Source organism: Pseudoduganella albidiflava (assembly GCF_004322755.1).
GTDB classification, from domain to species: domain Bacteria; phylum Pseudomonadota; class Gammaproteobacteria; order Burkholderiales; family Burkholderiaceae_D; genus Rugamonas; species Rugamonas albidiflava.
The window spans coordinates 1,141,384-1,161,824 of record NZ_CP036401.1; the positions used below are offsets into that span (position 1 = coordinate 1,141,384).

The 20,441-nt window shown below is 65.8% G+C and carries 17 protein-coding genes; 12 read left to right on the forward strand and 5 right to left on the reverse strand.

The features are described 5' to 3' along the window. Positions 1 to 32: 32 nt before the first annotated feature. Complete coding sequence (hrpA, locus tag EYF70_RS04855; RefSeq protein ID WP_131144397.1) at positions 33 to 4,193, forward strand: ATP-dependent RNA helicase HrpA; 4,161 nt, start codon at positions 33 to 35, stop codon at positions 4,191 to 4,193. A gap of 170 nt (positions 4,194 to 4,363) precedes the next feature. On the opposite strand, the gene EYF70_RS04860 is transcribed toward hrpA, so the two are convergent. Then, complete coding sequence (locus tag EYF70_RS04860; protein ID WP_131144398.1) at positions 4,364 to 5,077, reverse strand: PRC-barrel domain-containing protein; 714 nt, start codon at positions 5,075 to 5,077, stop codon at positions 4,364 to 4,366. Positions 5,078 to 5,232: 155 nt separating this feature from the next. On the opposite strand from EYF70_RS04860, the gene EYF70_RS04865 reads away from it, so the two are divergent. The 4 genes from EYF70_RS04865 to EYF70_RS04880 all read left to right on the forward strand — a co-directional run bounded on the left by EYF70_RS04865 (position 5,233) and on the right by EYF70_RS04880 (position 9,010). Next, positions 5,233 to 6,294: an extracellular catalytic domain type 1 short-chain-length polyhydroxyalkanoate depolymerase gene (locus tag EYF70_RS04865; protein ID WP_131144399.1), complete on the forward strand. Its 1,062-nt coding sequence runs from the start codon at positions 5,233 to 5,235 to the stop codon at positions 6,292 to 6,294. Between the two features lie 133 nt (positions 6,295 to 6,427). After that, positions 6,428 to 7,135 carry a translesion DNA synthesis-associated protein ImuA gene (gene imuA, locus EYF70_RS04870; RefSeq protein ID WP_131144400.1) on the forward strand — a complete coding sequence of 236 codons (708 nt, stop codon included), beginning with the start codon at positions 6,428 to 6,430 and terminating at the stop codon, positions 7,133 to 7,135. Next, on the forward strand, positions 7,065 to 8,540 hold the full coding sequence (locus tag EYF70_RS04875; RefSeq protein WP_131144401.1) for a Y-family DNA polymerase: 1,476 nt from the start codon (positions 7,065 to 7,067) through the stop codon (positions 8,538 to 8,540). The genes imuA and EYF70_RS04875 overlap by 71 nt, the downstream gene beginning before the upstream one ends. Positions 8,541 to 8,698: 158 nt before the next feature. Further along, positions 8,699 to 9,010 (forward strand): hypothetical protein, encoded by a 312-nt coding sequence (locus tag EYF70_RS04880; protein ID WP_131144402.1) that lies wholly within the window; start codon positions 8,699 to 8,701, stop codon positions 9,008 to 9,010. 119 nt (positions 9,011 to 9,129) lie between these two features. On the opposite strand, the gene EYF70_RS04885 is transcribed toward EYF70_RS04880, so the two are convergent. Then, positions 9,130 to 9,795 (reverse strand): PEP-CTERM sorting domain-containing protein, encoded by a 666-nt coding sequence (locus tag EYF70_RS04885; RefSeq protein WP_229420704.1) that lies wholly within the window; start codon positions 9,793 to 9,795, stop codon positions 9,130 to 9,132. Between the two features lie 442 nt (positions 9,796 to 10,237). Further along, complete coding sequence (locus EYF70_RS31905; RefSeq protein ID WP_131144404.1) at positions 10,238 to 10,831, reverse strand: glycine zipper 2TM domain-containing protein; 594 nt, start codon at positions 10,829 to 10,831, stop codon at positions 10,238 to 10,240. Between the two features lie 340 nt (positions 10,832 to 11,171). Between EYF70_RS31905 and EYF70_RS04895 the strand changes: the two genes are divergently transcribed. Beyond that, positions 11,172 to 11,411 carry a hypothetical protein gene (locus tag EYF70_RS04895; RefSeq protein ID WP_229420705.1) on the forward strand — a complete coding sequence of 80 codons (240 nt, stop codon included), beginning with the start codon at positions 11,172 to 11,174 and terminating at the stop codon, positions 11,409 to 11,411. A gap of 194 nt (positions 11,412 to 11,605) precedes the next feature. After that, positions 11,606 to 12,367, forward strand: a complete 762-nt coding sequence (locus EYF70_RS04900; RefSeq protein ID WP_131144405.1) for an alpha/beta hydrolase family protein — start codon at positions 11,606 to 11,608, stop codon at positions 12,365 to 12,367. Positions 12,368 to 12,521: 154 nt separating this feature from the next. On the opposite strand, the gene EYF70_RS04905 is transcribed toward EYF70_RS04900, so the two are convergent. Next, positions 12,522 to 13,172, reverse strand: coding sequence for a glutathione S-transferase family protein (locus EYF70_RS04905; RefSeq protein ID WP_131144406.1), 651 nt, complete (start codon positions 13,170 to 13,172; stop codon positions 12,522 to 12,524). A gap of 106 nt (positions 13,173 to 13,278) precedes the next feature. Continuing rightward, positions 13,279 to 15,198 carry a M61 family metallopeptidase gene (locus EYF70_RS04910; protein WP_218943753.1) on the reverse strand — a complete coding sequence of 640 codons (1,920 nt, stop codon included), beginning with the start codon at positions 15,196 to 15,198 and terminating at the stop codon, positions 13,279 to 13,281. A gap of 228 nt (positions 15,199 to 15,426) precedes the next feature. On the opposite strand from EYF70_RS04910, the gene EYF70_RS04915 reads away from it, so the two are divergent. The 5 genes from EYF70_RS04915 to EYF70_RS04935 all read left to right on the forward strand — a co-directional run bounded on the left by EYF70_RS04915 (position 15,427) and on the right by EYF70_RS04935 (position 20,397). After that, complete coding sequence (locus EYF70_RS04915) at positions 15,427 to 15,882, forward strand: Hsp20 family protein (RefSeq protein ID WP_131144408.1); 456 nt, start codon at positions 15,427 to 15,429, stop codon at positions 15,880 to 15,882. A 148-nt stretch (positions 15,883 to 16,030) separates the two neighbouring features. After that, positions 16,031 to 16,495 (forward strand): Hsp20 family protein, encoded by a 465-nt coding sequence (locus EYF70_RS04920; RefSeq protein WP_131144409.1) that lies wholly within the window; start codon positions 16,031 to 16,033, stop codon positions 16,493 to 16,495. 303 nt (positions 16,496 to 16,798) lie between these two features. Further along, entirely contained in the window at positions 16,799 to 18,289 is a 1,491-nt protein-coding gene (locus EYF70_RS04925; RefSeq protein ID WP_229420706.1) for a Do family serine endopeptidase, read from the forward strand. A 60-nt stretch (positions 18,290 to 18,349) separates the two neighbouring features. After that, positions 18,350 to 19,009, forward strand: coding sequence for a response regulator (locus tag EYF70_RS04930; protein WP_131144411.1), 660 nt, complete (start codon positions 18,350 to 18,352; stop codon positions 19,007 to 19,009). A 20-nt stretch (positions 19,010 to 19,029) separates the two neighbouring features. After that, positions 19,030 to 20,397, forward strand: coding sequence for an ATP-binding protein (locus tag EYF70_RS04935; protein WP_131148896.1), 1,368 nt, complete (start codon positions 19,030 to 19,032; stop codon positions 20,395 to 20,397). The last annotated feature ends 44 nt before the right edge of the window (positions 20,398 to 20,441 follow it).

The window sequence follows — 20,441 nt, forward strand, 5'->3', positions numbered from 1 at the left end:
CGTAAAACTCGCAGCAAAACCTCGTAAAAACAATGTCTGAAGCCATCAAGCAGTCCCCTTCCTCTTCTTCCCCGAAAACGAACGAAGCGCGTACCCCGCGCCGCGATGACGGCCGCCGCGGCGGCGCGCCACGGGAAAAAGCAACGCCGGAGCAGGGTGCCGCGGGCGAAAAGCGCGCGCCGAGGCAGGGTGGCGCGCGCGAAAAACCAACGCCCGAGCAGCTTGCCGCGCGCGAGGCCGAACGGCTGTTCCGCAATCCGCTGCCGCCCATCACGTTCCCGGAAGACTTGCCGGTGTCGGGCCGGCGGGGCGAGATTGCCGAGGCATTGTCGAAGCACCAGGTCGTGATCGTCTCGGGCGAGACCGGTTCCGGCAAGACCACGCAGCTGCCGAAGATCTGCCTGGAGCTGGGCCGCGGGCAAAAGGGCCTGATCGGCCACACCCAGCCGCGCCGCATCGCCGCTTCCTCGACCGCCAAGCGGATCGCCCAGGAACTGGGCTCGCCGCTGGGCGAGCACGTGGGCTACAAGGTGCGCTTCAACGATACCCTGCACAAGGGCGCGTACGTGAAGCTGATGACGGACGGTATCCTGCTGGCCGAAACCCAGACAGACCCGCTGCTCAAGGGCTACGACACGATCATCATCGACGAGGCGCACGAACGCAGCCTGAACATCGACTTCCTGCTGGGCTACCTGAAGCAGCTGCTGCCGCGCCGGCCGGACCTGAAGGTGATCATCACGTCCGCCACTATCGATGCCGAGCGTTTCGCCCGCCATTTCAGCCAGCACGGCAAGCCGCCGGTGCCGGTGATCGAGGTCTCCGGGCGCCTGTATGCCGTGGAAGTGCGCTACCGGCCGGTGGAGCGCGAGCCGGTCAGGTTGCCGGAAGGGGCAAACGCGGCGAAACCGCAAATGCGCACGGCCGCCGCCGCAAAGGAAAAGCGAGACCTGATGGATGCCATCCTCGACGGCGTCGACGAGGTATGCCGCATCGGCCCCGGCGATGTGCTGGTGTTCCTGCCCGGCGAGCGGGAGATCCGCGATGCGGCCGAGGCGCTGCGCAAGCACCATCCGCCGCACGTGGAAATCCTGCCGCTGTTCGCCCGCCTGTCGGTGGAGGAGCAGGACCGCGTGTTCCGCACCACGAACCAGCGCAGGATCGTCCTCGCCACCAACGTGGCCGAGACGTCGCTGACGGTGCCGGGCATCCGCTACGTGGTCGATGCCGGCCTGGCGCGCGTGAAGCGCTACAGCTACCGCAACAAGGTCGAGCAGCTACAGGTCGAACCGGTGGCGCAGTCCGCGGCCAACCAGCGCGCCGGCCGTTGCGGCCGCGTGGCCGATGGCGTGTGCATCCGGCTGTACGACGAAGAGGATTACAACAAGCGGCCGAAGTTTACCGATCCGGAAATCCTGCGCTCGTCGCTGGCATCGGTCATCCTGCGGATGAAGTCCCTGCACCTGGCGGACGTGGAGACGTTCCCGTTCATCGAACCGCCGCTGGCGCGCGCGATCGCCGACGGCTACCAGCTGCTGCAGGAACTGGGCGCCGTCGATGACGACAACCGGCTGACGAACCTGGGCCGCAAGCTGGCCAAGCTGCCGCTCGATCCGCGCGTGGGGCGCATGATCCTGGCCGCGCAGGACTTCACCTGCCTGACCGAAGTGCTGATCGTGGCGGCCGCGCTGTCGGTGCAGGACCCGCGCGACCGGCCGATCGAGCACCAGCAGGCGGCCGACCAGGCGCACCAGAAGTTCGCCGATGAAAAGTCCGAATTCCTTTCCTACATCAAGATCTGGCGCTGGTTCGAGGAAGCCATCGAGCACAAGAAGACCAATCGCCAGCTGCAGGACAACTGCCGTGCCAACTTCCTGTCGCAGGTGCGGCTGCGCGAGTGGCGCGACGTGCATTCCCAGCTGCTCACGCTGGTCAAGGAGCAGGGCTGGCGCATGAACGAAACGCCGGCCACCTACGAGCAGGTGCACATGGCGCTGCTCACGGGCCTGCTGGGCAACGTCGGCTTCAAGATGGAAGACGATCCCGGCTACCTGGGCGCGCGCGGCATCAAGTTCAATATCTGGCCCGGTTCCTCGCTGGGCAAGAAGGCCGGCAAGTGGGTGATGGCAGCCGAACTGGTGGAGACCACGCGGCTCTACGCGCGCACCATCGCGAAGATCGAGCCGGAGTGGCTGGAAAAGATCGGCGCGCACCTGCTGAGGAAATCGTGGGGCGAACCGCGCTGGGAAAAGCGCCCGGCACAGGTGACGGCGGCCGAGAAGGCCACCCTGTACGGCCTGACGATCTACAGCCAGCGCCGCATCAACTATGCGCTGCACAATCCGGCCGAGGCACGCGAGATCTTCATCCGCGACGCGCTGGTGGCCGGCGACTATGACACGCGCGCGCCGTTCTTCGCCCACAACCACCGGCTGGTGAAGGAAATCGAGAACCTGGAACACAAGTCGCGCCGGCAGGACGTGCTGGTGGACGACCAGCTGATCGAGGCGTTCTACGACAAGCTGATCCCGCACGACGTGGTCAACGGTGCCGGTTTCGAAGCCTGGTACAAGAAGGCCGCGCAGGCCGAGCCGAAGATCCTGTACCTCGTCAAGGAAGACCTGATGCGGCACGAGGCGGCCGGCGTGACGACCGAGCTGTTCCCGAAGAAGCTGTTGGCCGCCGGCGTGGAGATGGCGCTCACGTATCACTTCGAGCCGGGCACGGTGCGCGACGGCGTTACGCTGCACGTGCCGCTGTATGCGCTGAACCAGCTGTCGCGCGAGCGCTGCGAATGGCTGGTGCCGGGCATGCTGAAGGAAAAGGTGCACCTGCTGCTGAAATCGCTGCCGCAAAAACTGCGCCGGCACATGGTGCCGCTGCCCGAGTATGCGCAGAAGTTCTGCGACCGCATCCACGAGAAGCAGGCGTTCGGCCGCGGCGACCTGGTCGACGCGATCATCGCCGACATCCGCGAGCAGATCACGATCACGGTGCTGACCTCCGACTTCAAGCCGGAACAGCTGCCGGCGCACCATTTCATGAACTTCAAGGTGATCGACGAGCATGGCCGCCAGCTGGACATGGGCCGCAACCTGGCCACCCTGCAGGCGGAATACGGCATCCAGGCGCGGCAGAGTTTCCAGAGGATGGCGGAAAACGCGCCGCCCGCATCCGCCGCTTCGCTGGCGCAGCTGGGCGGAGGACGGGCGGAGAAGGGACAGGACAAGGGGCCGGACAGGGGCGCAAAGCACGGCGGTATCGCGGGCGAGGTGAAGGCGGGTGGCATGCCGGGTGCGGCCGTGCCGGCACCGGCAGCCACCGCCCCGGCACCGGCCGCCGCGCATACGAACATCACGTCATGGTCGTTCGGCGAACTGCCCGAACTGCTGGAGATCGTGCAGGGCAAGCTGACCCTGATCGGCTTCCCGGCGCTGGTGGACAAGGGCACGCACTGCGACCTGGAAGTGTTCGACGATCCGAACGTGGCCGCGCGCACGCACCGCATCGGCCTGCGCCGCCTGTTCGCGCTGCAGATGAAGGACCAGATCAAGTTCGTCGAGAAAAGCATCCCGAACCTGCAGCAGATGGGCATGCAGTTCATGAGCATGGGCACGCAGGAGGAACTGCGCGACCAGATCATCGCCAAGGCGATCGACATCGCCTGCCTGCAGGATCCGCTGCCGCTCGATGCGGCCGCGTTCAACAAGCGCAAGGACGAAGGCAAGTCGCGGCTGGTGCTGCTGGTGAACGAGATCGCCCGGCTGGTGTCGCAGGTGCTGACCGAGTTCCACGGCTTGCCGAAGCGGCTGCAGGGCATCAACCCGCAGGCCGCGGCCGACATGCAGGAGCAGCTGAAAGGGCTGGTGCACAAGCGCTTCCTGCTCGATACCGAATTCGCGCAGCTGGCGCATTTCCCGCGCTACCTGAAGGCGATGAACGTGCGGCTGGAAAAGCTGCGCACCGATCCGGCACGCGATGCGAAATCGATGGCCGACTGGCACCAGGCGGCGCAGCCTTACCTGCGCGTGATGCGCGAGAAATCGGCCGGCAAGAATACCGATCCAAAACTGGTGGAGTATCGCTGGATGCTGGAGGAATTGCGCGTTTCGCTGTTCGCGCAGGAGTTGCGCACGCCGATGCCGGTGTCGGTCAAGCGCTTGTTTAAAGTGTGGGAGTCGATGCAGAGGTAGTCAAAAGCCGCGCGGAGCGGTAATGCCGTTCTGTTAAGTCCACCCCAAGTGCAAATTCCGGGATCAGACCCGGCGGGTCTGATCCCAGCCCTTCGCTGTTGGGGTGGATGCATGCGCTTCCAATGTGCCGGATTACGCTTAACTTAACGGCACTACGGCGGCCAGGCCTGTCAGTACTTCTTGTTCGGGTCGATGCTGGTGTTCTGGTTCGACAGCCCGCCGGCCTGGTTGACGTTCTTGTCGGTCAGGTCGGAGTCGCCGCGCCCCAGGTCCAGTGCATCGCTGCCCAGGCCGGTGCCGCTGCCCAGGCTGCCGCTCTGGCTGGACAGGCCGCTGCTGCTGCCCATGCTGCCGCTGCCCATGCTGCTGCCCGAACCGCCGGACAGGTTGCCCGACTGGCTCTGGCCAAAGCTCGAGCCGCTCTGCATGGTGCTGCTGCCGCTGCTCATCACGCTGCCGGTGGAGGTCATCTGGCCAGGCATCGCCTGCGCGGCGCCGCCCCAGAAGCTGCTGATCTGGCTGCCGAATTCGGCGCTCGCCATGTCGGGCCAGCGGTCCTTGTCGAAGCCGGGGGCGTTTTCCAGGCGTTCTTTCGCCACGTCCAGGATGAAGCGCTTGTTGACGGTATCGAGTTGCAGCGCCTGCCATGGCACGGCGAACAGCTTGTCGCCCATACCCAGGATGCCGCCGAACGACAGCACGGCATAGGCGATTTTGCCGGACTGCATGTCGATCATGATTTCTTTAATGTCGCCCAGGTCTTCTTCCTGGCGGTTGTACACGTCTTCGCCCATCAGCGTGTCGGCACCCATCAGGTGCGGGCCGGGGCCATCGTTGTCGCGGTCACGGTAAATGCCAAACGGGTCTCGGTCGAGATAGCTCATGTTGGTCTCCTGTGATGCAGTTTGTGGAAAGGCCGCCGCGCGTGGCCCGGCGGTGCGCATGCCAGAATAGCGCAAGCGGATTTTTCGCGTCCTTACCGGAATTCAATAGTGTGGCCGGGCTCCGTGGCACGGAGGCCCGGCAAAACGGAGGAATCATGGTCAAGCGAAATGCCGGCGCGCGCCTGGTGCGCTCGTTGATGAAGGCGGGAACCGCCCAGCAGAAGGCGGCGGTGAAGATGGTCGGGTCCATGCTGGCGTTGCCGAAGAGCAGCGTGCGCAAGCGGCCCGCGAAGAAGGCCGCGGTGGCGGCGCCCCGCGCGCGCACGCCGCCGGCCACGCCGGTGGCGCCCGGACGCTGGCTGGCCGGCCATCACCTGGCGGGGGCCCAGCAGATGCAGTACTGGCTGTACCTGCCGCAGGGCGAAGTGCCCCGCGATGGCTGGCCGCTGCTGCTGATGCTGCATGGCTGCCAGCAGACCGCCACCCAGTTCGCGCAGGGCACGCGGATGAACACGGTGGCGGAAAAGAAGGGCTATGCGGTGCTCTATCCGCAGCAATCCGTCACCGTGCATGCGCAGCGCTGCTGGCGCTGGTTCGACCGCGCCACGCAGCAGGGCGGCGGCGACGTGCAGCCGGTGGCGGCCATCCTCGGCAAGGTGCTGGCGCAGTACCCGATCGACCGGCGCCGCATCTACGTGTGCGGCATCTCGGCCGGTGCCGGCCTGGCCAATATCCTGGCGCTCAATTTCCCCGACCTGTTCGCGGCGGTCGGCCTGCATTCCGGGCCCGTGTTCGGCGCCGGCCACGGTACCGTCGGCGCGCTGGGCGTGATGCGCCATGGCGGTGGCTTGCGGACCGAGCCGGCCATCCGCGAAGTGCTGGCGCGGCGTGCCAATTTCCCGCTGATGCCCGCCATCCTGTTCCAGGGCGATGCCGATACCGTGGTGCACGCGGTGAACCAGCAGCAGCTCGTGCGACAGAGTTTGCTGTTGAACGGCGTGCCGGCCGATACACCGGTCAAGGTCACGCGGCGCGGCACCCGCAGCGGGCATGAGATCCGCGATTACCAGGTCGGCAGCAAGGTGGTGCTGCGGGTGGTGCGGGTCGATACGCTGGACCATGCGTGGAGCGGCGGCGACACGATGATCGCCTTCCACGGGAAAGGGCCGGATGCCAGCAGGATGATGCTGGAGTTTTTCGGCAAGCACCGGCGGTAGGAGCAGCCATCGCCATGGTGCCTTGGCACGCCCTCGAGCCGGGTTGGCGCCACACGATTGCCAGAATGTCATTGTCAAAACGGCCCATCGATAGTACTGTATATGCATACAGTATTTCTTTGAATCATCACCCATGGCCCAACTTGCTCCGCTCGCGGCGCCGGAAGCCTTGCATCCCTCACTCTGGCTTGCATCGCAACTGGCGCAATCGCACGATCGCTGCGTCGACACCGGACACCCGGTCCTGTCGGCCCAGTTGCCGGGCGGCGGCTGGCCGACGGGAACGCTGGTGGAATTGCTGCTGCAGCAGCCGGGGATCGGCGAAATGCGCCTTCTGCAACCGGCACTGGGGGCCTTGAAACGGCCCATCGTGCTGGTGCAGCCGCCGTATGCCCCGCAGGCGCTGGCGCTCGATGCGCTGGGCATTTCCCCCACCCAGCTGGTATGGATCCGCAACACTGGCAAGAGCGCCGATGCGCTGTGGGCCGCCGAACAGATCCTGCGCAGCGGCTGCTGCGGCGCATTGCTGCTGTGGCAGCAGCACGTGCGCAGCGAAGCGCTGCGCCGCCTGCACCTGGCGGCGCAAAGCGGCGAAACGCTGTTCTGCCTGATGCGGCCGCTGGCGGCCGCGCAGGATGCGTCGCCGGCGCCGTTGCGGCTGGCATTGCGGCCCGCCGCCGGGGGACTGCAGATCGATTTTGTAAAACGCCGGGGGCCGCAACGCGATGCGCCATTGTTCCTGCCCTTGACCCCTTCTTTACTGCAACGACATGCGCCTCTGGATCGGCCTGCACCTGCCCCGGCTCCCGCTCGAAGTATTTTGCCCGAGCTGGTCGGCTGACGCGCTCACCGCGGTGCTGGACCACGACGCGGTGCTGGCCGTGTCGGACGATGCACGCCGCGCCGGGATCGTGCCGGGCATGCGCCGCGGCGGCGCGCTGATGATGGCGCCGGAAGCGCAGTTGCACGAACGCGCGCCGGAACGGGAAAGCGAAGCGCTGCACGCGGTGGCGATGGCGATGCTGCAATTCACGCCGCAGGTGGCCGAAGCCGAGGAAGCCACGCTGCTGATGGACGTGGGCGCCAGCCTGCGCCTGTTCGGTGGCATCCGCCGCCTGTGCGCATTGGTGCGCGCCAGCCTGCGCAAGCTGGGTTTCACCGCCGTGCTGGGCGTGGCGCCCACGGCACGCGGCGCCTGGCTGCTGGCGCGCGGCGGCGGTAGCCGGGCGATCCGGCTGGAGAAAATGACGGCGCGGCTGCACCGGCTGCCGGCCAGCCTGCTGCCGCCGGCGCGGCCCTACATGACATGGCTGGAAGGTATCGGCTGCCTGTCGGTGGGCGACGTGGCGCGCCTGCCGCGGCCGGGCCTGCAGCGGCGCTGTGGGCGCGCGCTGCTCGACGTGCTCGATGCGGCGCTGGGCCACGCGGCCGAGATGTTCCACTGGATCGAGGCGCCCACCACGTTCCATGCCAGGCTGGAGCTGTTCGGCCGGATCGAGAATACGGACCTGCTGCTGGCCGGCGCCTGCCGCCTGCTGCAGCAGATGACGGGCTGGCTGAACGCCCGCCAGCTGGCCGTCGAGCGCATCACGCTGCTGCTGGAGCACGAGCGGGGCAAGGTGGCGCGGCCGCCCACGCCCGTGGAGATCGTGCTGGCCGAAGCGGTCTGGCGCGACGACCACCTGGTGCGCCTGCTGAAGGAACGGCTCGCCAAGCTGGAACTCGAAGCGCCCGTGATCGGGCTGGTGCTGGAAGCGCCGCATGTCAAGCCGATGGCGCCGCTGTCGGATTCGCTGTTCCCCGAACCGGGCGGCAGCAGCGAAGACCGGCAGCGCCTGTTCGAGGTGCTGGTGGCGCGCCTGGGGGCGGACAACGTGCTGCAGGCGGCGCCGAAAGCCGATTACCGGCCCGAGCACGCGAATGCGTGGGTGCCCGTGCAGCAAAAGATCCGCCCGCAGGACGTGGCGGCCTGCCTGCCGCCCGGCGGCCTGCCGCGCCCCACGTGGCTGCTGCCGAAGCCGATCGCGCTGCTGGTGCGCGATCACCGGCCTTTCTACTGCTCGCCGCTGCGCATGGTGTCGGCCGCCGAACGCATCGAGGCGGGCTGGTGGAGCGATACGCAGACGCGCGATTACTTCATTGCCCAGGGCGAGGACAACGCGCATTATTGGGTGTATCGCGAACGGCTGCCGGGGGCGGACGAGGAGGCTGAACCGCGGTGGTATCTGCATGGGCTGTTCGGGTGATGTCGACTTAACGGAAGGCATCGGGAACATGCCTTGGCAGCGGCTCAAATGGCTGAGTACGACAACCAGGCTCCTCTACAGTAATTGTCAAGGAAACTTGCTCGCCAACACAGCCAGGCGAAGACGGTGTTCATTTCATTATTCTGAAAGGGAATGTCATGGAATTCATCGATGCGCAGACTTTTGGCTTGGACTGGAAGGAGAAACACATACGCCTCGGGGTGGGCACTACCGGACGCAACGACAACACCGGCAAACGGATGTCATTGCCCAGGGGCGCCATCGGCTACGTCATCAGCGCTACCCCTCGCACGATCCTTGTGTTGTTTGGAAAGGAGTTACTCAAGCCACCGCCACCAACATCGAATGGCAGTTGGGCGGTCGGCACCAGCCTGGGCCGGCTGTATTCCTATGTAACGACATTTGACTGGAACGACTGGACCAATCTCGATATTCGCCGGGAAAAGTAACGCAGCAAAAACCGTAATTGCCGACGAATGGTTATGAGTTTAGTGTCATGCAATAGCGCCCAGTACAACGGGCGCCATTCACCGGCTACCGAATCGTGGCCGGGTCGTCACCGCTGCCGTCAGTGGCGCCGGCGGCGGGCGAGGGCGGCGATGCCGGCCAGGCCGGTCAGCAGCAGTAGGCCTTGCGCCGGCTCGGGTACCGGGCTGATCGAGATGTTGTCGACGGCGACGTCGAAATAGGTGTAGCCGAACATCATGCCCGGTACATAGGTAGTGAACGCCACTTCATCGACACCGGCCAGCACGCTGGCGAAAGTACGGTTCGACGGCAGGTAGGGCATGCCGGTGCTGTCTTCCGCCCCGTAGCCGCCCCAGCCGGCTGGCAGCGCGGTGGCCGATGTATCGTCGATGGTGACCGACAGGTGCTGCCAGCCGGGCTTGCTGGCATCGAGCGTGCCGACCTTGACCCAGACGCTCGTGTAGGGCAGGCCGTTGGTCATGTTGTCGTAGTCGCGCAGTTCCAGCACCAGGTCGCGCGTGACTTCGCGGTTGAAGAAGAAGACGCTCTGGGCCGATACGTCGATGCCGAAGGTAACACCGCCCATCTGGGTGTAGTCGCGCACGAAGTCCGTGTTGTCGCGCGTGCTCCAGGCCACGCCGAAGTTTTCCATCCGGGTGCGCAGCGACGGGGCATCGTTGCCGAGCGAGTGATCGATCGAGGAACCGCCATTGCCGTCCAGCGGTTGCAGGCCATGCCAGCCTTCCTGGCCGTTCGAAAAAGTCACCGTGCTGCCGGCGGCAGTGGCGGTAGCCTGCAATGTAGCCAACAACAACATCGTCAAAGTCTTCTTCATAGTCGTCCTTGTGTGTTGAATGACCTCGTATCGCCGCGCCGCCGCAGGGTAAGCGGGGCCAGCCAGCGCTCGGGCAAGGCGCTGACACTTAATTTTTACTTAAGGGATACACGGCCATTCTCGACGGCGACTTACGCCATGTCAAAGACGTTTGATGACTGTTTTGTAACAAAGTGCTGTGTGGAACTTGGACATTCCACCAGGGTAGAAGGCCAATTCGCCGCCACACATTTCTCATTGAACGTGGAAGACCTGCTGGGCACTGCCGCCTGCCCGCGCGAGCACCGCCCGGCGCCCGCCTGCTGATCATGCGGGGCCGGCTTGATACTTCAACCGCGCACTTTTTCGGCCACTGGTTCTGCTGCATGCATGCTTATTTGCTGCGGTTGGCAATCTCGTTGCCGGCATAGCCGCCGCCGATGATACCGGCCAGGGTCGCCAGCTTCTTGCCATTGCCGTCGCCGATCTGGTTGCCGATCAGGCCGCCGACCACGGCGCCGGTACCGATGGCCACATAGTTCGGCTTGCTTTCCTGCGCAACCGGGGCAGCGGCGTACACCGGCTGCTGCTGCGGTGCCTCGCTGCGGACCGGCGCCTTGTGCACGACCTTGCGCGGTGCGGGTTCGCGGTACACGATTTCCCGCACGACCACGCGTTCCGGCGCGGCCGGCTGGCGTACAGCAGGCGCCGGCTCCGGTGCGAGTGCCGGCTGCTGCAGCGCTTGCGGCGCGAGCTGCTGCGCGGCCGGCTGTGCCGCTGCCAGCTGCTGCGCTCCGACAGCCTGGGGGGCGCCGATGGCTTGCTGCGCCGCCAGGCCCGCTGGAAGGATTTGCGCGGCCGGTTCGGCTTTGCTCGATGGCAGGACGCCGGTCAGGGCGGCGATACCCGTGGCGCTCAAGGCGATCACCGAGACGGCTGCGGCGGCAAACAGTGGGTGGATACGGCTTGCGGTAGCGATTTTTTCCATGATCTTTTCTCCTCATGGCCATTGATTGGCCGGCAGAGGTAGATTAAGGGCTGAGGCGGGTACAGGCTACATCGTGACCTGTATCACTCGTTACCACTTGTAAGGCAGAGCTGGATCAAGGCACTTCTGCGGCAGTGAAAATGGCAATGCCAAATCATCCCGGCGGCAGTCAAGCCAGCGGGTTGCGCCGCGAGATCATCGCTTGAAAAGGCACATCCCGGCCACGCCTGGCGAAAGGTCTGGCGTGCCAGCGACCTGCTATGCTGGGCCGAACGGGGCAGGCCAGGCCTGCGACAGTCATTGGCGTGGAGTACCGCGCACCCAGAAACGGAGAGAGTGAATGAGTGCTACAGAAAAAAACATGGTTGCCGAGCTGGTGTTCGAGCTTGGCAAGGTCACAAGGCATGCAATCGATCGCCTGGGCGTCAGCCAGCAGCCGATCGAGCTGACAAAGATCGCAAACGACTTGCTGGAAGCAGGGCACGAGAAAGTTGCCAGCGACTTGCTCCTGCTATTTGTAGCGGGGTTCGAGGAGGGCGATCCTCCTGAACGACGGACCGATCCGGAAAATCGCTTGTAGGCGGATCACGGGTTCCCTGCTTCCGCCATCGCTGCGGAAGCAGGCGTCCATGAGGTATCAACCGCATCACCACATCCGCCGCACCAGCTGTGTCCCTCACGGCCGCCGCCATCGCGGCTCTGCCAAAAGTACACTGTCTCCATCCACCTTTTCGATGCACAGTGGCGCATCATCAACCGTCAACGGAGACCCTCATGCGGGCACAACGACTCGACTTCATGGGCGCGCACGGCACCAGCCTGGCCGCGCGCCTCGACGCGCCGGATGGCCCGGCGCGGGCGTATGCCCTGTTCGCCCACTGCTTCACGTGCGGCAAGGATGTGTTTGCCGCCAGCCGCATCGCCCAGGCCCTGACCGACCATGGCATCGCCGTGCTGCGCTTCGACTTCACGGGGCTGGGCGCCAGCGAAGGCGAATTCGCCAACACCAATTTCTCGTCGAACGTGGAAGACCTGCTGGCCGCGGCTGGCTACCTGCGCGAGCACTTCGCGGCGCCGCGCCTGCTGATCGGCCACAGCCTGGGCGGTGCCGCCACGCTGGCGGTGGCCGGGCTCGTGCCGGAAGCGCAGGCCGTGGTGACGATCGCCGCGCCCAGCGATCCCTCGCATGTCACGCACCTGTTCCGCGACCAGATCGACACCATCACCGCGGAAGGGGAGGCCGAGGTGCAGCTGGCGGGGCGGCCGTTCCGCATCCGCAAGCAGTTCCTCGACGACGTGGCCGAGCACAAGCTGAAGGAAAGGATCGGCGCGCTGAGGAAGGCTTTGCTGGTGATGCATGCGCCGAACGACACGACGGTCGGCATCGAGAATGCGATGAACATCTTCGTCGCGGCCAAGCACCCGAAGAGCTACATCTCGCTCGACACGGCCGACCACCTGCTGACGAAGCGCGACGATGCAACCTACGTGGCGAACCTGATCGCCGCGTGGAGCGAACGTTATCTGAAAGAGTGAACCTTCACGAGGTGTGTCGTATCGGAAGGTAAAGCATTTTGCGCGGGCGTCGTCGATCGCTGCGGAAAACCGGTGTCCGACACCAAAGAGCCGGTGTCCGACACCAAAGGCGCAAGCGCTACTGAAGCATCCTCCGCCGGTTACTGATCGAGGATCAGCCGCGCGGCTTCCAGCGCATGCCTTTCTGCACGGCCGGCCGGGCACCGACGAGCGCCAGCCAGCGCTGGATGTTCGGCTTGCCCAGCGCGTCCGCCAGCGGCTCCTGCAGGCGCTCGCTGGCCGCCATGACCCACGTGTAGCAGGCGATATCGGCGATAGTGTAGGCGTCACCGGCCACATAGTCGGCCTTCCCCAGCTGCGTGTCGAGTACCGTCAGCAGGCGCCCGCCTTCCGTGACGAAGCGCTCCAGCGCGAATGCATCGTCCTGCTTCGAGAAAAATCCCAGCTGGCCCAGCATCGGGCCCAGCCCGCCGATCTGCCAGTGCAGCCACTGCATGGCCTGCCAGCGCGCCGCGCCGGAGGGCGCCAGGAACTTGCCGTGCTTGTCCGCCAGGTAGGTGAGGATGGCACCGCTCTCGAACAGCGACAGCGGGCCGCCACCGGCTTCGTCGTCCGCATTGTCGTCCGCATTGTCGTCAACCATTGCCGGGATCTTGTTGTTCGGCGACAGCTTGAGGAATTCGGACTGGAACTGCTCGCCGTTGCCGATGTCGACGGGCACGGTGTCATAAGGCACGCCCAGTTCTTCCAGCAGGATGATGGGCTTGCGGCCGTTCGGGGTGGTCCAGGTATGCAGTGTGATCATCGTGGTCTCCAGGTCGGCACACTCTAGCGTGAACGAAAAAAAGCGGGCGCACATCCCGCGAAGGAGGTGCGCCCGCCGGCCAGCTGGCGACAGGCTTACTTTACGATCACTTGCGCGGCTGCAAAATCGATTGCAGGCGGTCCGGCGTGCCTTCGATGCGCTCCAGGCGCGGGTACTTCAGGCCGCCGTGGTAGTCGAGCGGCACGGTGCGGTAATCGTTGCCGCGCTTGACCAGCAGCTCGATCGGCTTGCTGTCCTTGGTGGCCGCGGTCACGGCGGCGCGCAGCAGTTCGGGCTTGTAGGCGCGCCCGTTGACGGCCACCAGCGTGGTGTTGCCGGACAGGCCGGCCTTGAAGCCCGGGCCATCCCACACGATGGCGGCGATCTTGCCGTCGCTGGCCACCGAGAAGCCCAGCGAGTACTGGAAGTTCGCGGTCTTGCTCATGTCTTCCACGCCCTTCAGGAAGTCGGTCTGCTTGTCGGCGTAGACCAGCTTCCAGCCGGCGCGCGCCAGGCCGTCCAGCGGCGCCGGGCCGGTTTCCTCGACGCGTTTTTTCAGGAACGGCGCCCAGTCGAACGCCTGCACGCCGTTCAGGGCTTTCACCACGTCATCGAAGGTGTAGTGTTTTGCCTGGATCACGCCATTGTCGACGCCGAAGAACACGCGGGCGAAGTCGTCCAGCGAGCGCTTGTCGCCCGACAGTTCGCGGATCTTCGTGTCGACGTCCAGCCAGATCAGCGCGCCCTCGGAGTAGTAATCTTCGCTGCGCTGCCAGTTCGGCCAGACCTGCGGGCGGCGCTGGCTGATGATCGGGTCGTTCGTGGTGTCCACCACCGGACGCCACGTGCGGCCCTGCACGTTGGCATACGTGGCCGCCATGTTGGCGATCATGTCGCGCACGCTGGCCTGCTGCGCCAGGCCGGAACGGGCGGTGAGCACCTGGCCCCAGTACTGGGTCTGGCCTTCGTAGACCCACAGCAGGTTGTTGTCCAGCGGGGTGTTGAAGTTCGGCACGTCCTGGCCTTTCGGGCGGCGGAACTTGCCGTTCCACGAGTGCGTGAATTCATGCGGCAGCAGGGTGCGCACGGCTTCCGTCTTGTTCCATTCGGTGAAGTAGTTGGCCTTCACGCCGTTCTCGCTGGACTGGTGGTGCTCGCGGCCCACGCCGCCGAATTCATCGGACAGCGCGAACAGGAAATCGTAGTGCGCGTAGTGCTGCGAATCGAACAGCTTGTAGGCCTGCTTCACCATCTCGCGGTGCGCCGCGATCTGCTCGGGTTTCGCTTCCAGCGCTTCCGGCGTGTCCGCCACGATGTTCAGGCGCACCGGCAGCTTCGCGCCCGGATCGAGGTCGATCTGCTTGAAGTGGCGCCCGGCGAACAGCGGCGAATCGATGAAGGTTTCCAGGTCGGTGGTCTTGAATTTCACCTCGTCGCCCTGGCGCGACGCGGTTTCCAGCGCGGTGCCGTACTGCCAGCCGGCGGGCAGGGTCAGCGTGGTCTGGATCGGGATGCGGCGCACGTGGTAGCCGGCCGGGTACATCGTCATCGATTGCCACTGGATGCCGAGGATGTCCGGCGTCATCGCGATGCGGCCCTGGCCGGTTTCATTCGGCGACAGGTGCTGGTACTCCACCTCGAGGTTTTTCGCGCCCTGCGGCACGTCCACCTGGAACGCGAACACGTTCAGCGGATCGCGCTTCCATGCCACCGGCTTGCCGTTCGCCGATACCTTCAGGCCGGCCAGCTGGTGCAGCGCGCCCGTCGGGCCGTGCTGGGCCGTGACCCATTGCGGATACAGCAGGGTGAGCTTGCCCGCCTTCACGGGGATCGACTGCTGGATGCGGAAGATGTTGCGGGCCGTATCGGACGCATCGATCTTCATCTGGATCGTGCCGGGATAGGGCTGGTCCACCGAAGGGGGCAGCGGGTCGGCGCTGGCGGACTTGACGAGGACGGCGGAAGCAAAAGTGGTCGCTACGAGCGCTGGCAGGATCGCTGCGCGCAGGGGCAAAGGCAGGGTCATCGGCGATAGGGTCGGGGTTGGGATCATGGTTGATGCGAGCGGGCGAGTGTAGCACGCAGGCAACGCGAAAATGTTTCAGAAAGTAAAACGAAAAATTTTCAAAAAGTGCCCCTTGAAACCTTTTTGACCCGCCGTATATTGGGTACATCGGTTGCCCAGCAGGGGGCCGACAGTGAGCCGAACCAGAACCACGGCTCGATATCGCTTAACTTTGAAAGGATATCCATCATGCGTACTTTTGACCTGACTCCGCTGTACCGTACCGCCATCGGCTTCGACCGCCTGGCCCAGATGCTGAACAGCGCCGAATCCCAGCCCAGCTATCCGCCGTACAACATCGAACTCGTTTCCGAAGACCAGTACCGCATCGTGATGGCGCTGGCCGGTTTCGACCGGTCGGAAATCGACATCACCAGCGAGCGCGATACGCTGCACATCACCGGCCGCAAGCAGAAGGACACGACGGAACGCACCTTCCTGCACCGCGGCATCGCGGCACGTGACTTCGAACAGCGCTTCCAGCTGGCCAACCACGTGAAGGTCACCGGCGCCTCGTTCCAGAACGGCATGCTGACGATCGACCTGGTGCGTGAAGTGCCCGAGGCCCTGAAGCCCCGCAAGATCGAGATCGGCAGCAGCGCGGACAGCGCTCCCGCGATCGAGCAATCGCGCGCCGCGGCCTGAGCCGCAGCCTGAAGCCTGGGCGGCCCGTCACCCGGCGGGCCTGGCGGGCCGCGTGCCCGCCCTGAAAAAATTCGTTGGAAACCACCTTGTACCCGCGGTTGCCCGCATGGGGGCCGCACCCGATATCGCTTAATGAAAGGATATGATCATGCGTACTTTTGACCTGACTCCCCTGTACCGTACCGCCATCGGCATCGACCGCCTGGCCAGCCAGCTGAACGCCGCCGAAGCGCCCACCTATCCGCCGTACAACGTGGAACTGGTGGCAGAAGACAAATACCGCATCGTGATGGCGCTGGCCGGCTTCGACCGTTCCGAGCTGGACATCAACACCGAGCGCGATTCGCTGGTGATCACCGGCCGCAAGCAGAAGGATGCGGTGGAACGCACCTTCCTGCACCGCGGCATCGCCGCCCGCGACTTCGAGCAGCGCTTCCAGCTGGCCGATCACGTGAAGGTCACCGGCGCCGCGTTCGACAACGGCATGCTGACGATCGACCTGGTGCGCGAAGTGCCCGAAGCCTTCCGGCCGCGCAAGATCGCCATCGACGGCGTCACCAATGAAGCCGCCAGCAACGTGACCGCGCTGGAACAGAAGCGCAACGCCGCATAAAATCCGAAGGCTTCGGCCTGCGTCGAGGTAATACGAAAGGCCGGGGCAACCCGGCCTTTTTTGCGTTCCAGGCAGTTTCCACGGCCATGGTCGCCAGGCCACCAGGAGCGCCCAGGGCAAGGCGTGGCGTCGCAGACAGTGCTTCAGCACGGCAAGACGCCGCAACGCAGCCATGAGCGGCTCCTGGTGGCCTGGCCTCCTGGTGGCATGGTTAAGGAGCGTATAAGCTGTTGACCTCATATTGCTACCATCGAATTTGATCCAATGGGGAGTACAGAAATGAGCAAGGACAAGGTCTTGAACATGAAACGCCTGGTCCTGGCCCTGTGCGCGGTGGGCGTACTGGGCGCAGGCGCGGCGATCGCCGTGCAGGGAACCCACGATGCGCCGGCCGCCGGTGCGCAGGTCGCAGCCACGCCGGCACCCGGCGTGCCGGCCAATGCCGCCGCGGGCGCCCCGGCGCCAACGCCGGCGCCGATGATCGCGCTGCCGGACTTTTCCGTGGTCGCCTCCCGCAATGGCCCCGCCGTGGTCAACATCAGCACCACCGGCAGCGTGAAGACCAGCTACGACAACCGCGGCGAGCCGTTCGCGGACGATCCGTTCTTTGAATTCTTCCGCCGCTTCCAGGGCCCGCAAGGCCCGCAACGGGGCGGCCAGGCACCCAGCCACGGCGTCGGTTCCGGCTTCATCGTCAGTGCCGATGGCCTGATCATGACCAATGCCCACGTGGTGCGTGATGCCAGCGAAGTCACCGTGAAGCTGACGGACCGCCGCGAGTTCCGCGCCAAGGTGCTCGGTTCCGACCCGCGGACCGACGTCGCCGTGCTGAAGATCGATGCGAAGAACCTGCCCGTGGTGCCGCTGGGCCGGTCGATGGACGTGAAAGTGGGCGAATGGGTGCTGGCCATCGGTTCGCCGTTCGGCCTGGAAAACACCGTGACGGCCGGCGTGGTCAGCGCCAAGGGCCGCGCGCTGGACGATGGCAGCGTGCCGTTCATCCAGACCGACGTGGCGGTCAACCCCGGCAACTCGGGCGGCCCGCTGTTCAACACGAAGGGCGAAGTGGTCGGCATCAATTCGCAGATCTACAGCCAGACCGGCGGCTACCAGGGCCTGTCGTTCGCGATCCCGATCGACGTGGCGCAGCGCATCCGCGACCAGATCGTGGCCACCGGCAAGGTGGTGCATGCCAAGCTGGGCGTGCTGGCGCAGGAAGTGGACCAGAGCTTTGCCGATTCGTTCGACCTGCCGTCGCCGGAAGGCGCGCTGATCGTCAACGTGGAGAAGGGCAGCGCCGCCGAGCAGAGCGGCCTGAAGCCGGGCGATGTGGTGCGCGCCATCAATGGCCAGAAGATCGTCGCGTCCGGCGACCTGTCGTCCTACGTGGCGCTGGCCAAGCCGGGCGACAAGGTGACGCTGGATGTCTGGCGCCAGGGCAAGGCCGTGTCGCTGGCCGGCAAGCTGGGCAATGCTACCGAGCGCACGCTGGCCAATGCCGGCGGCGACGACGACAGCCCGGTCGCCAAGTCGCGCCTGGGCCTGGCCCTGCGCCCGCTCGACCCGCTGGAAAAACAGGCGGTCGGCCTGGCTTCCGGGCTCGTCATCGAGCGTGCCGGCGGCGCGGCCGCCAGCGCCGGGCTGCAGCCGGGCGACGTGCTGCTGTCGGTGAACGGCCGGCCCGTCAACTCGGTCGAACAGGTGCGCGACGTGGTGTCGAAATCGTCGAAATCGGTGGCGCTGCTGATCCAGCGCGGCGAGGAACGCATTTTTATTCCCGTGCGATTGGGATAAACTGCGCCGCTGGAAGACGGGCCGCCGCGGCGGCCCGCGAACATGAAAGGACAATAAAAAATGCGGCTGCTGCTGGTGGAAGATGATGTGATGATCGGTGAAGTGGTGCTCGACCTGCTGCGCGCCGAGCACTATGCCGTGGACTGGGTAAAGGATGGCGCGATGGCCGACACGGCCTTGCAGACCCAGACCTACGACCTGGTGCTGCTCGACCTGGGCCTGCCGCGCAAGGATGGCCTGGAAGTGCTGCGCTCCATGCGCGCGCGCAAGGAGCTGACGCCGGTGCTGGTCGCCACGGCGCGCGACGCCGTCGAGCAGCGTATCGCCGGCCTCGATGCCGGTGCCGACGACTATGTGCTCAAGCCGTACGACCTGGATGAGATGCTGGCCCGCATCCGCGCGCTGCTGCGCCGCTCGGCGGGGCGCGCCGAACCGGTGTTCGAGCACAAGGGCGTGTCGATCAACCCGCAAACGCGCGAGGTGATCGCCAACGGCGTGCAGGTCAACCTGTCGGCGCGCGAATGGGCCGTGCTGGAAGCGCTGATCGCGCGCCCCGGCATCGTGCTGTCGCGCGCCCAGCTGGAAGAAAAGCTGTACAGCTGGAAGGATGAAGTGAACAGCAATGCCGTCGAGGTGTATATCCATGGCCTGCGCAAGAAGCTGGGCGCGGAACTGATCCAGAACGTGCGCGGCCTCGGCTACATGGTGCCGAAAGCATGAAGGTGCCGGGGGTCTCCCGCATGAAGGTCAACACGCACTCGCTGCGTGGCCGGCTGCTGTGGTTCCTGCTGGCGGCGATCACCATGGCGGCGCTGGCGCAGGCGATGATCGCCTACCGCAGCGCGCTGCACGATGCGGACCAGATCTTCGACTACCACATGCAGCAGATGGCGCTGGCGCTGCGCTCCGGTGCGCCGCTGGCGAACGCCCACCATGGCCCCAGCGCCGATCCGGGCAACGACGACATGGTGGTGCAGGTCTGGACGCCGGACGGTATCCAGGTGTTCCGCTCGATTTCCCGCGCCGAGCTGCCGCAGCGCGCGGTGCTCGGCTTTTCCAACGTGAAGGCCAAGGGCACGGTCTACCGGGTGTACTCGGTGCAGACCAGTAACCAGACGGTGCAGATCGCCCAGGACATGTCGGTGCGCAAGCGCATGGCCGGCGCGCTGGCGCTGCGCACCGTCGGGCCGATCGCGCTGATGGCGCCGATGCTGATGCTGGTGGTGTGGTGGGTCGTCAGCGGCTCGCTGGCACCGGTGGCCCGGGTGCGGCGACAGGTCGCCTCGCGCCAGGCGGAGGACCTGTCGCCCGTGTCCGAAGCCGACCTGCCGGACGAGGTGAAGCCGCTGGTGCACGAACTGAACCTGCTGTTCGGCCGCGTGCGCACGGCGTTCGACGCCCAGCAGCACTTCGTGGCCGATGCCGCCCACGAGCTGCGCTCGCCGCTGGCGGCACTCAAGCTGCAGGTACTGAGCCTGGACCGCGCCGAGGATGCCGATGCCCGCAAGCTGGCCATCGCGCGGCTGACGGCGGGCATCGAACGGGCCACCCGGCTGGTCGAGCAGCTGCTGGTGCTGGCGCGGCAGGAGGCGGCCGAGCCGAAGATGGACCCGGTCAACCTGGCCGAGCTGGCGCGGCGCACGCTGGGCGACATGGTGGGCGCCGCGCAGGCACGCGAGATCGACCTGGGCATCCACGAAGTGGCCGAAGCCACCGTGCAGGGCCAGGCCGACGCGCTGCGCGTGCTGCTGCGTAACCTGGTCGACAACGCCATCAAGTACACGCCTTCCGGCGGCACCGTCGACGTGTCGGTGCGGCATGCGGATGGCAGCGGCGCCGCCGAGCTGGTCGTCGAGGACAGCGGTCCCGGCATCTCGCCGGAAGAGCGCGAGCGCGTCTTCAGCCGCTTCTACCGCGTGCCCGGCACGACCGCGACGGGCAGCGGCCTGGGCCTGGCCATCATCAAGGCGATCGCCGAGCGCCATGGCGCCACGCTGTCGCTGGACGCTTCCGAACGGCTGGGCGGCCTGCTGGTGCGCGTGACGTTCCCCGGCGCGAAGGCCGCCACCAGCAAGGTCCCCCTGGCCAAGAGCGCGACGACATATTGAAAGCGCATGCATTCACCCCAACGGCAAAGGGCTGGGGTCAGGGA

Excerpts from the sequence above, each read along its gene's own strand:
- hrpA (WP_131144397.1), top strand. The coding sequence starts at position 33 with ATGTCTGAAGCCATCAAGCAGTCCCCTTCCTCTTCTTCCCCGAAAACG.
- EYF70_RS04860 (WP_131144398.1), bottom strand. The coding sequence starts at position 5,077 with ATGAGCTATCTCGACCGAGACCCGTTTGGCATTTACCGTGACCGCGAC.
- EYF70_RS04865 (WP_131144399.1), top strand. The coding sequence starts at position 5,233 with ATGGTCAAGCGAAATGCCGGCGCGCGCCTGGTGCGCTCGTTGATGAAG.
- imuA (WP_131144400.1), top strand. The coding sequence starts at position 6,428 with ATGGCCCAACTTGCTCCGCTCGCGGCGCCGGAAGCCTTGCATCCCTCA.
- EYF70_RS04875 (WP_131144401.1), top strand. The coding sequence starts at position 7,065 with ATGCGCCTCTGGATCGGCCTGCACCTGCCCCGGCTCCCGCTCGAAGTA.
- EYF70_RS04880 (WP_131144402.1), top strand. The coding sequence starts at position 8,699 with ATGGAATTCATCGATGCGCAGACTTTTGGCTTGGACTGGAAGGAGAAA.
- EYF70_RS31905 (WP_131144404.1), bottom strand. The coding sequence starts at position 10,831 with ATGGAAAAAATCGCTACCGCAAGCCGTATCCACCCACTGTTTGCCGCC.
- EYF70_RS04895 (WP_229420705.1), top strand. The coding sequence starts at position 11,172 with ATGAGTGCTACAGAAAAAAACATGGTTGCCGAGCTGGTGTTCGAGCTT.
- EYF70_RS04900 (WP_131144405.1), top strand. The coding sequence starts at position 11,606 with ATGCGGGCACAACGACTCGACTTCATGGGCGCGCACGGCACCAGCCTG.
- EYF70_RS04905 (WP_131144406.1), bottom strand. The coding sequence starts at position 13,172 with ATGATCACACTGCATACCTGGACCACCCCGAACGGCCGCAAGCCCATC.
- EYF70_RS04910 (WP_218943753.1), bottom strand. The coding sequence starts at position 15,198 with ATGACCCTGCCTTTGCCCCTGCGCGCAGCGATCCTGCCAGCGCTCGTA.
- EYF70_RS04915 (WP_131144408.1), top strand. The coding sequence starts at position 15,427 with ATGCGTACTTTTGACCTGACTCCGCTGTACCGTACCGCCATCGGCTTC.
- EYF70_RS04920 (WP_131144409.1), top strand. The coding sequence starts at position 16,031 with ATGCGTACTTTTGACCTGACTCCCCTGTACCGTACCGCCATCGGCATC.
- EYF70_RS04925 (WP_229420706.1), top strand. The coding sequence starts at position 16,799 with ATGAAACGCCTGGTCCTGGCCCTGTGCGCGGTGGGCGTACTGGGCGCA.
- EYF70_RS04930 (WP_131144411.1), top strand. The coding sequence starts at position 18,350 with ATGCGGCTGCTGCTGGTGGAAGATGATGTGATGATCGGTGAAGTGGTG.
- EYF70_RS04935 (WP_131148896.1), top strand. The coding sequence starts at position 19,030 with ATGAAGGTCAACACGCACTCGCTGCGTGGCCGGCTGCTGTGGTTCCTG.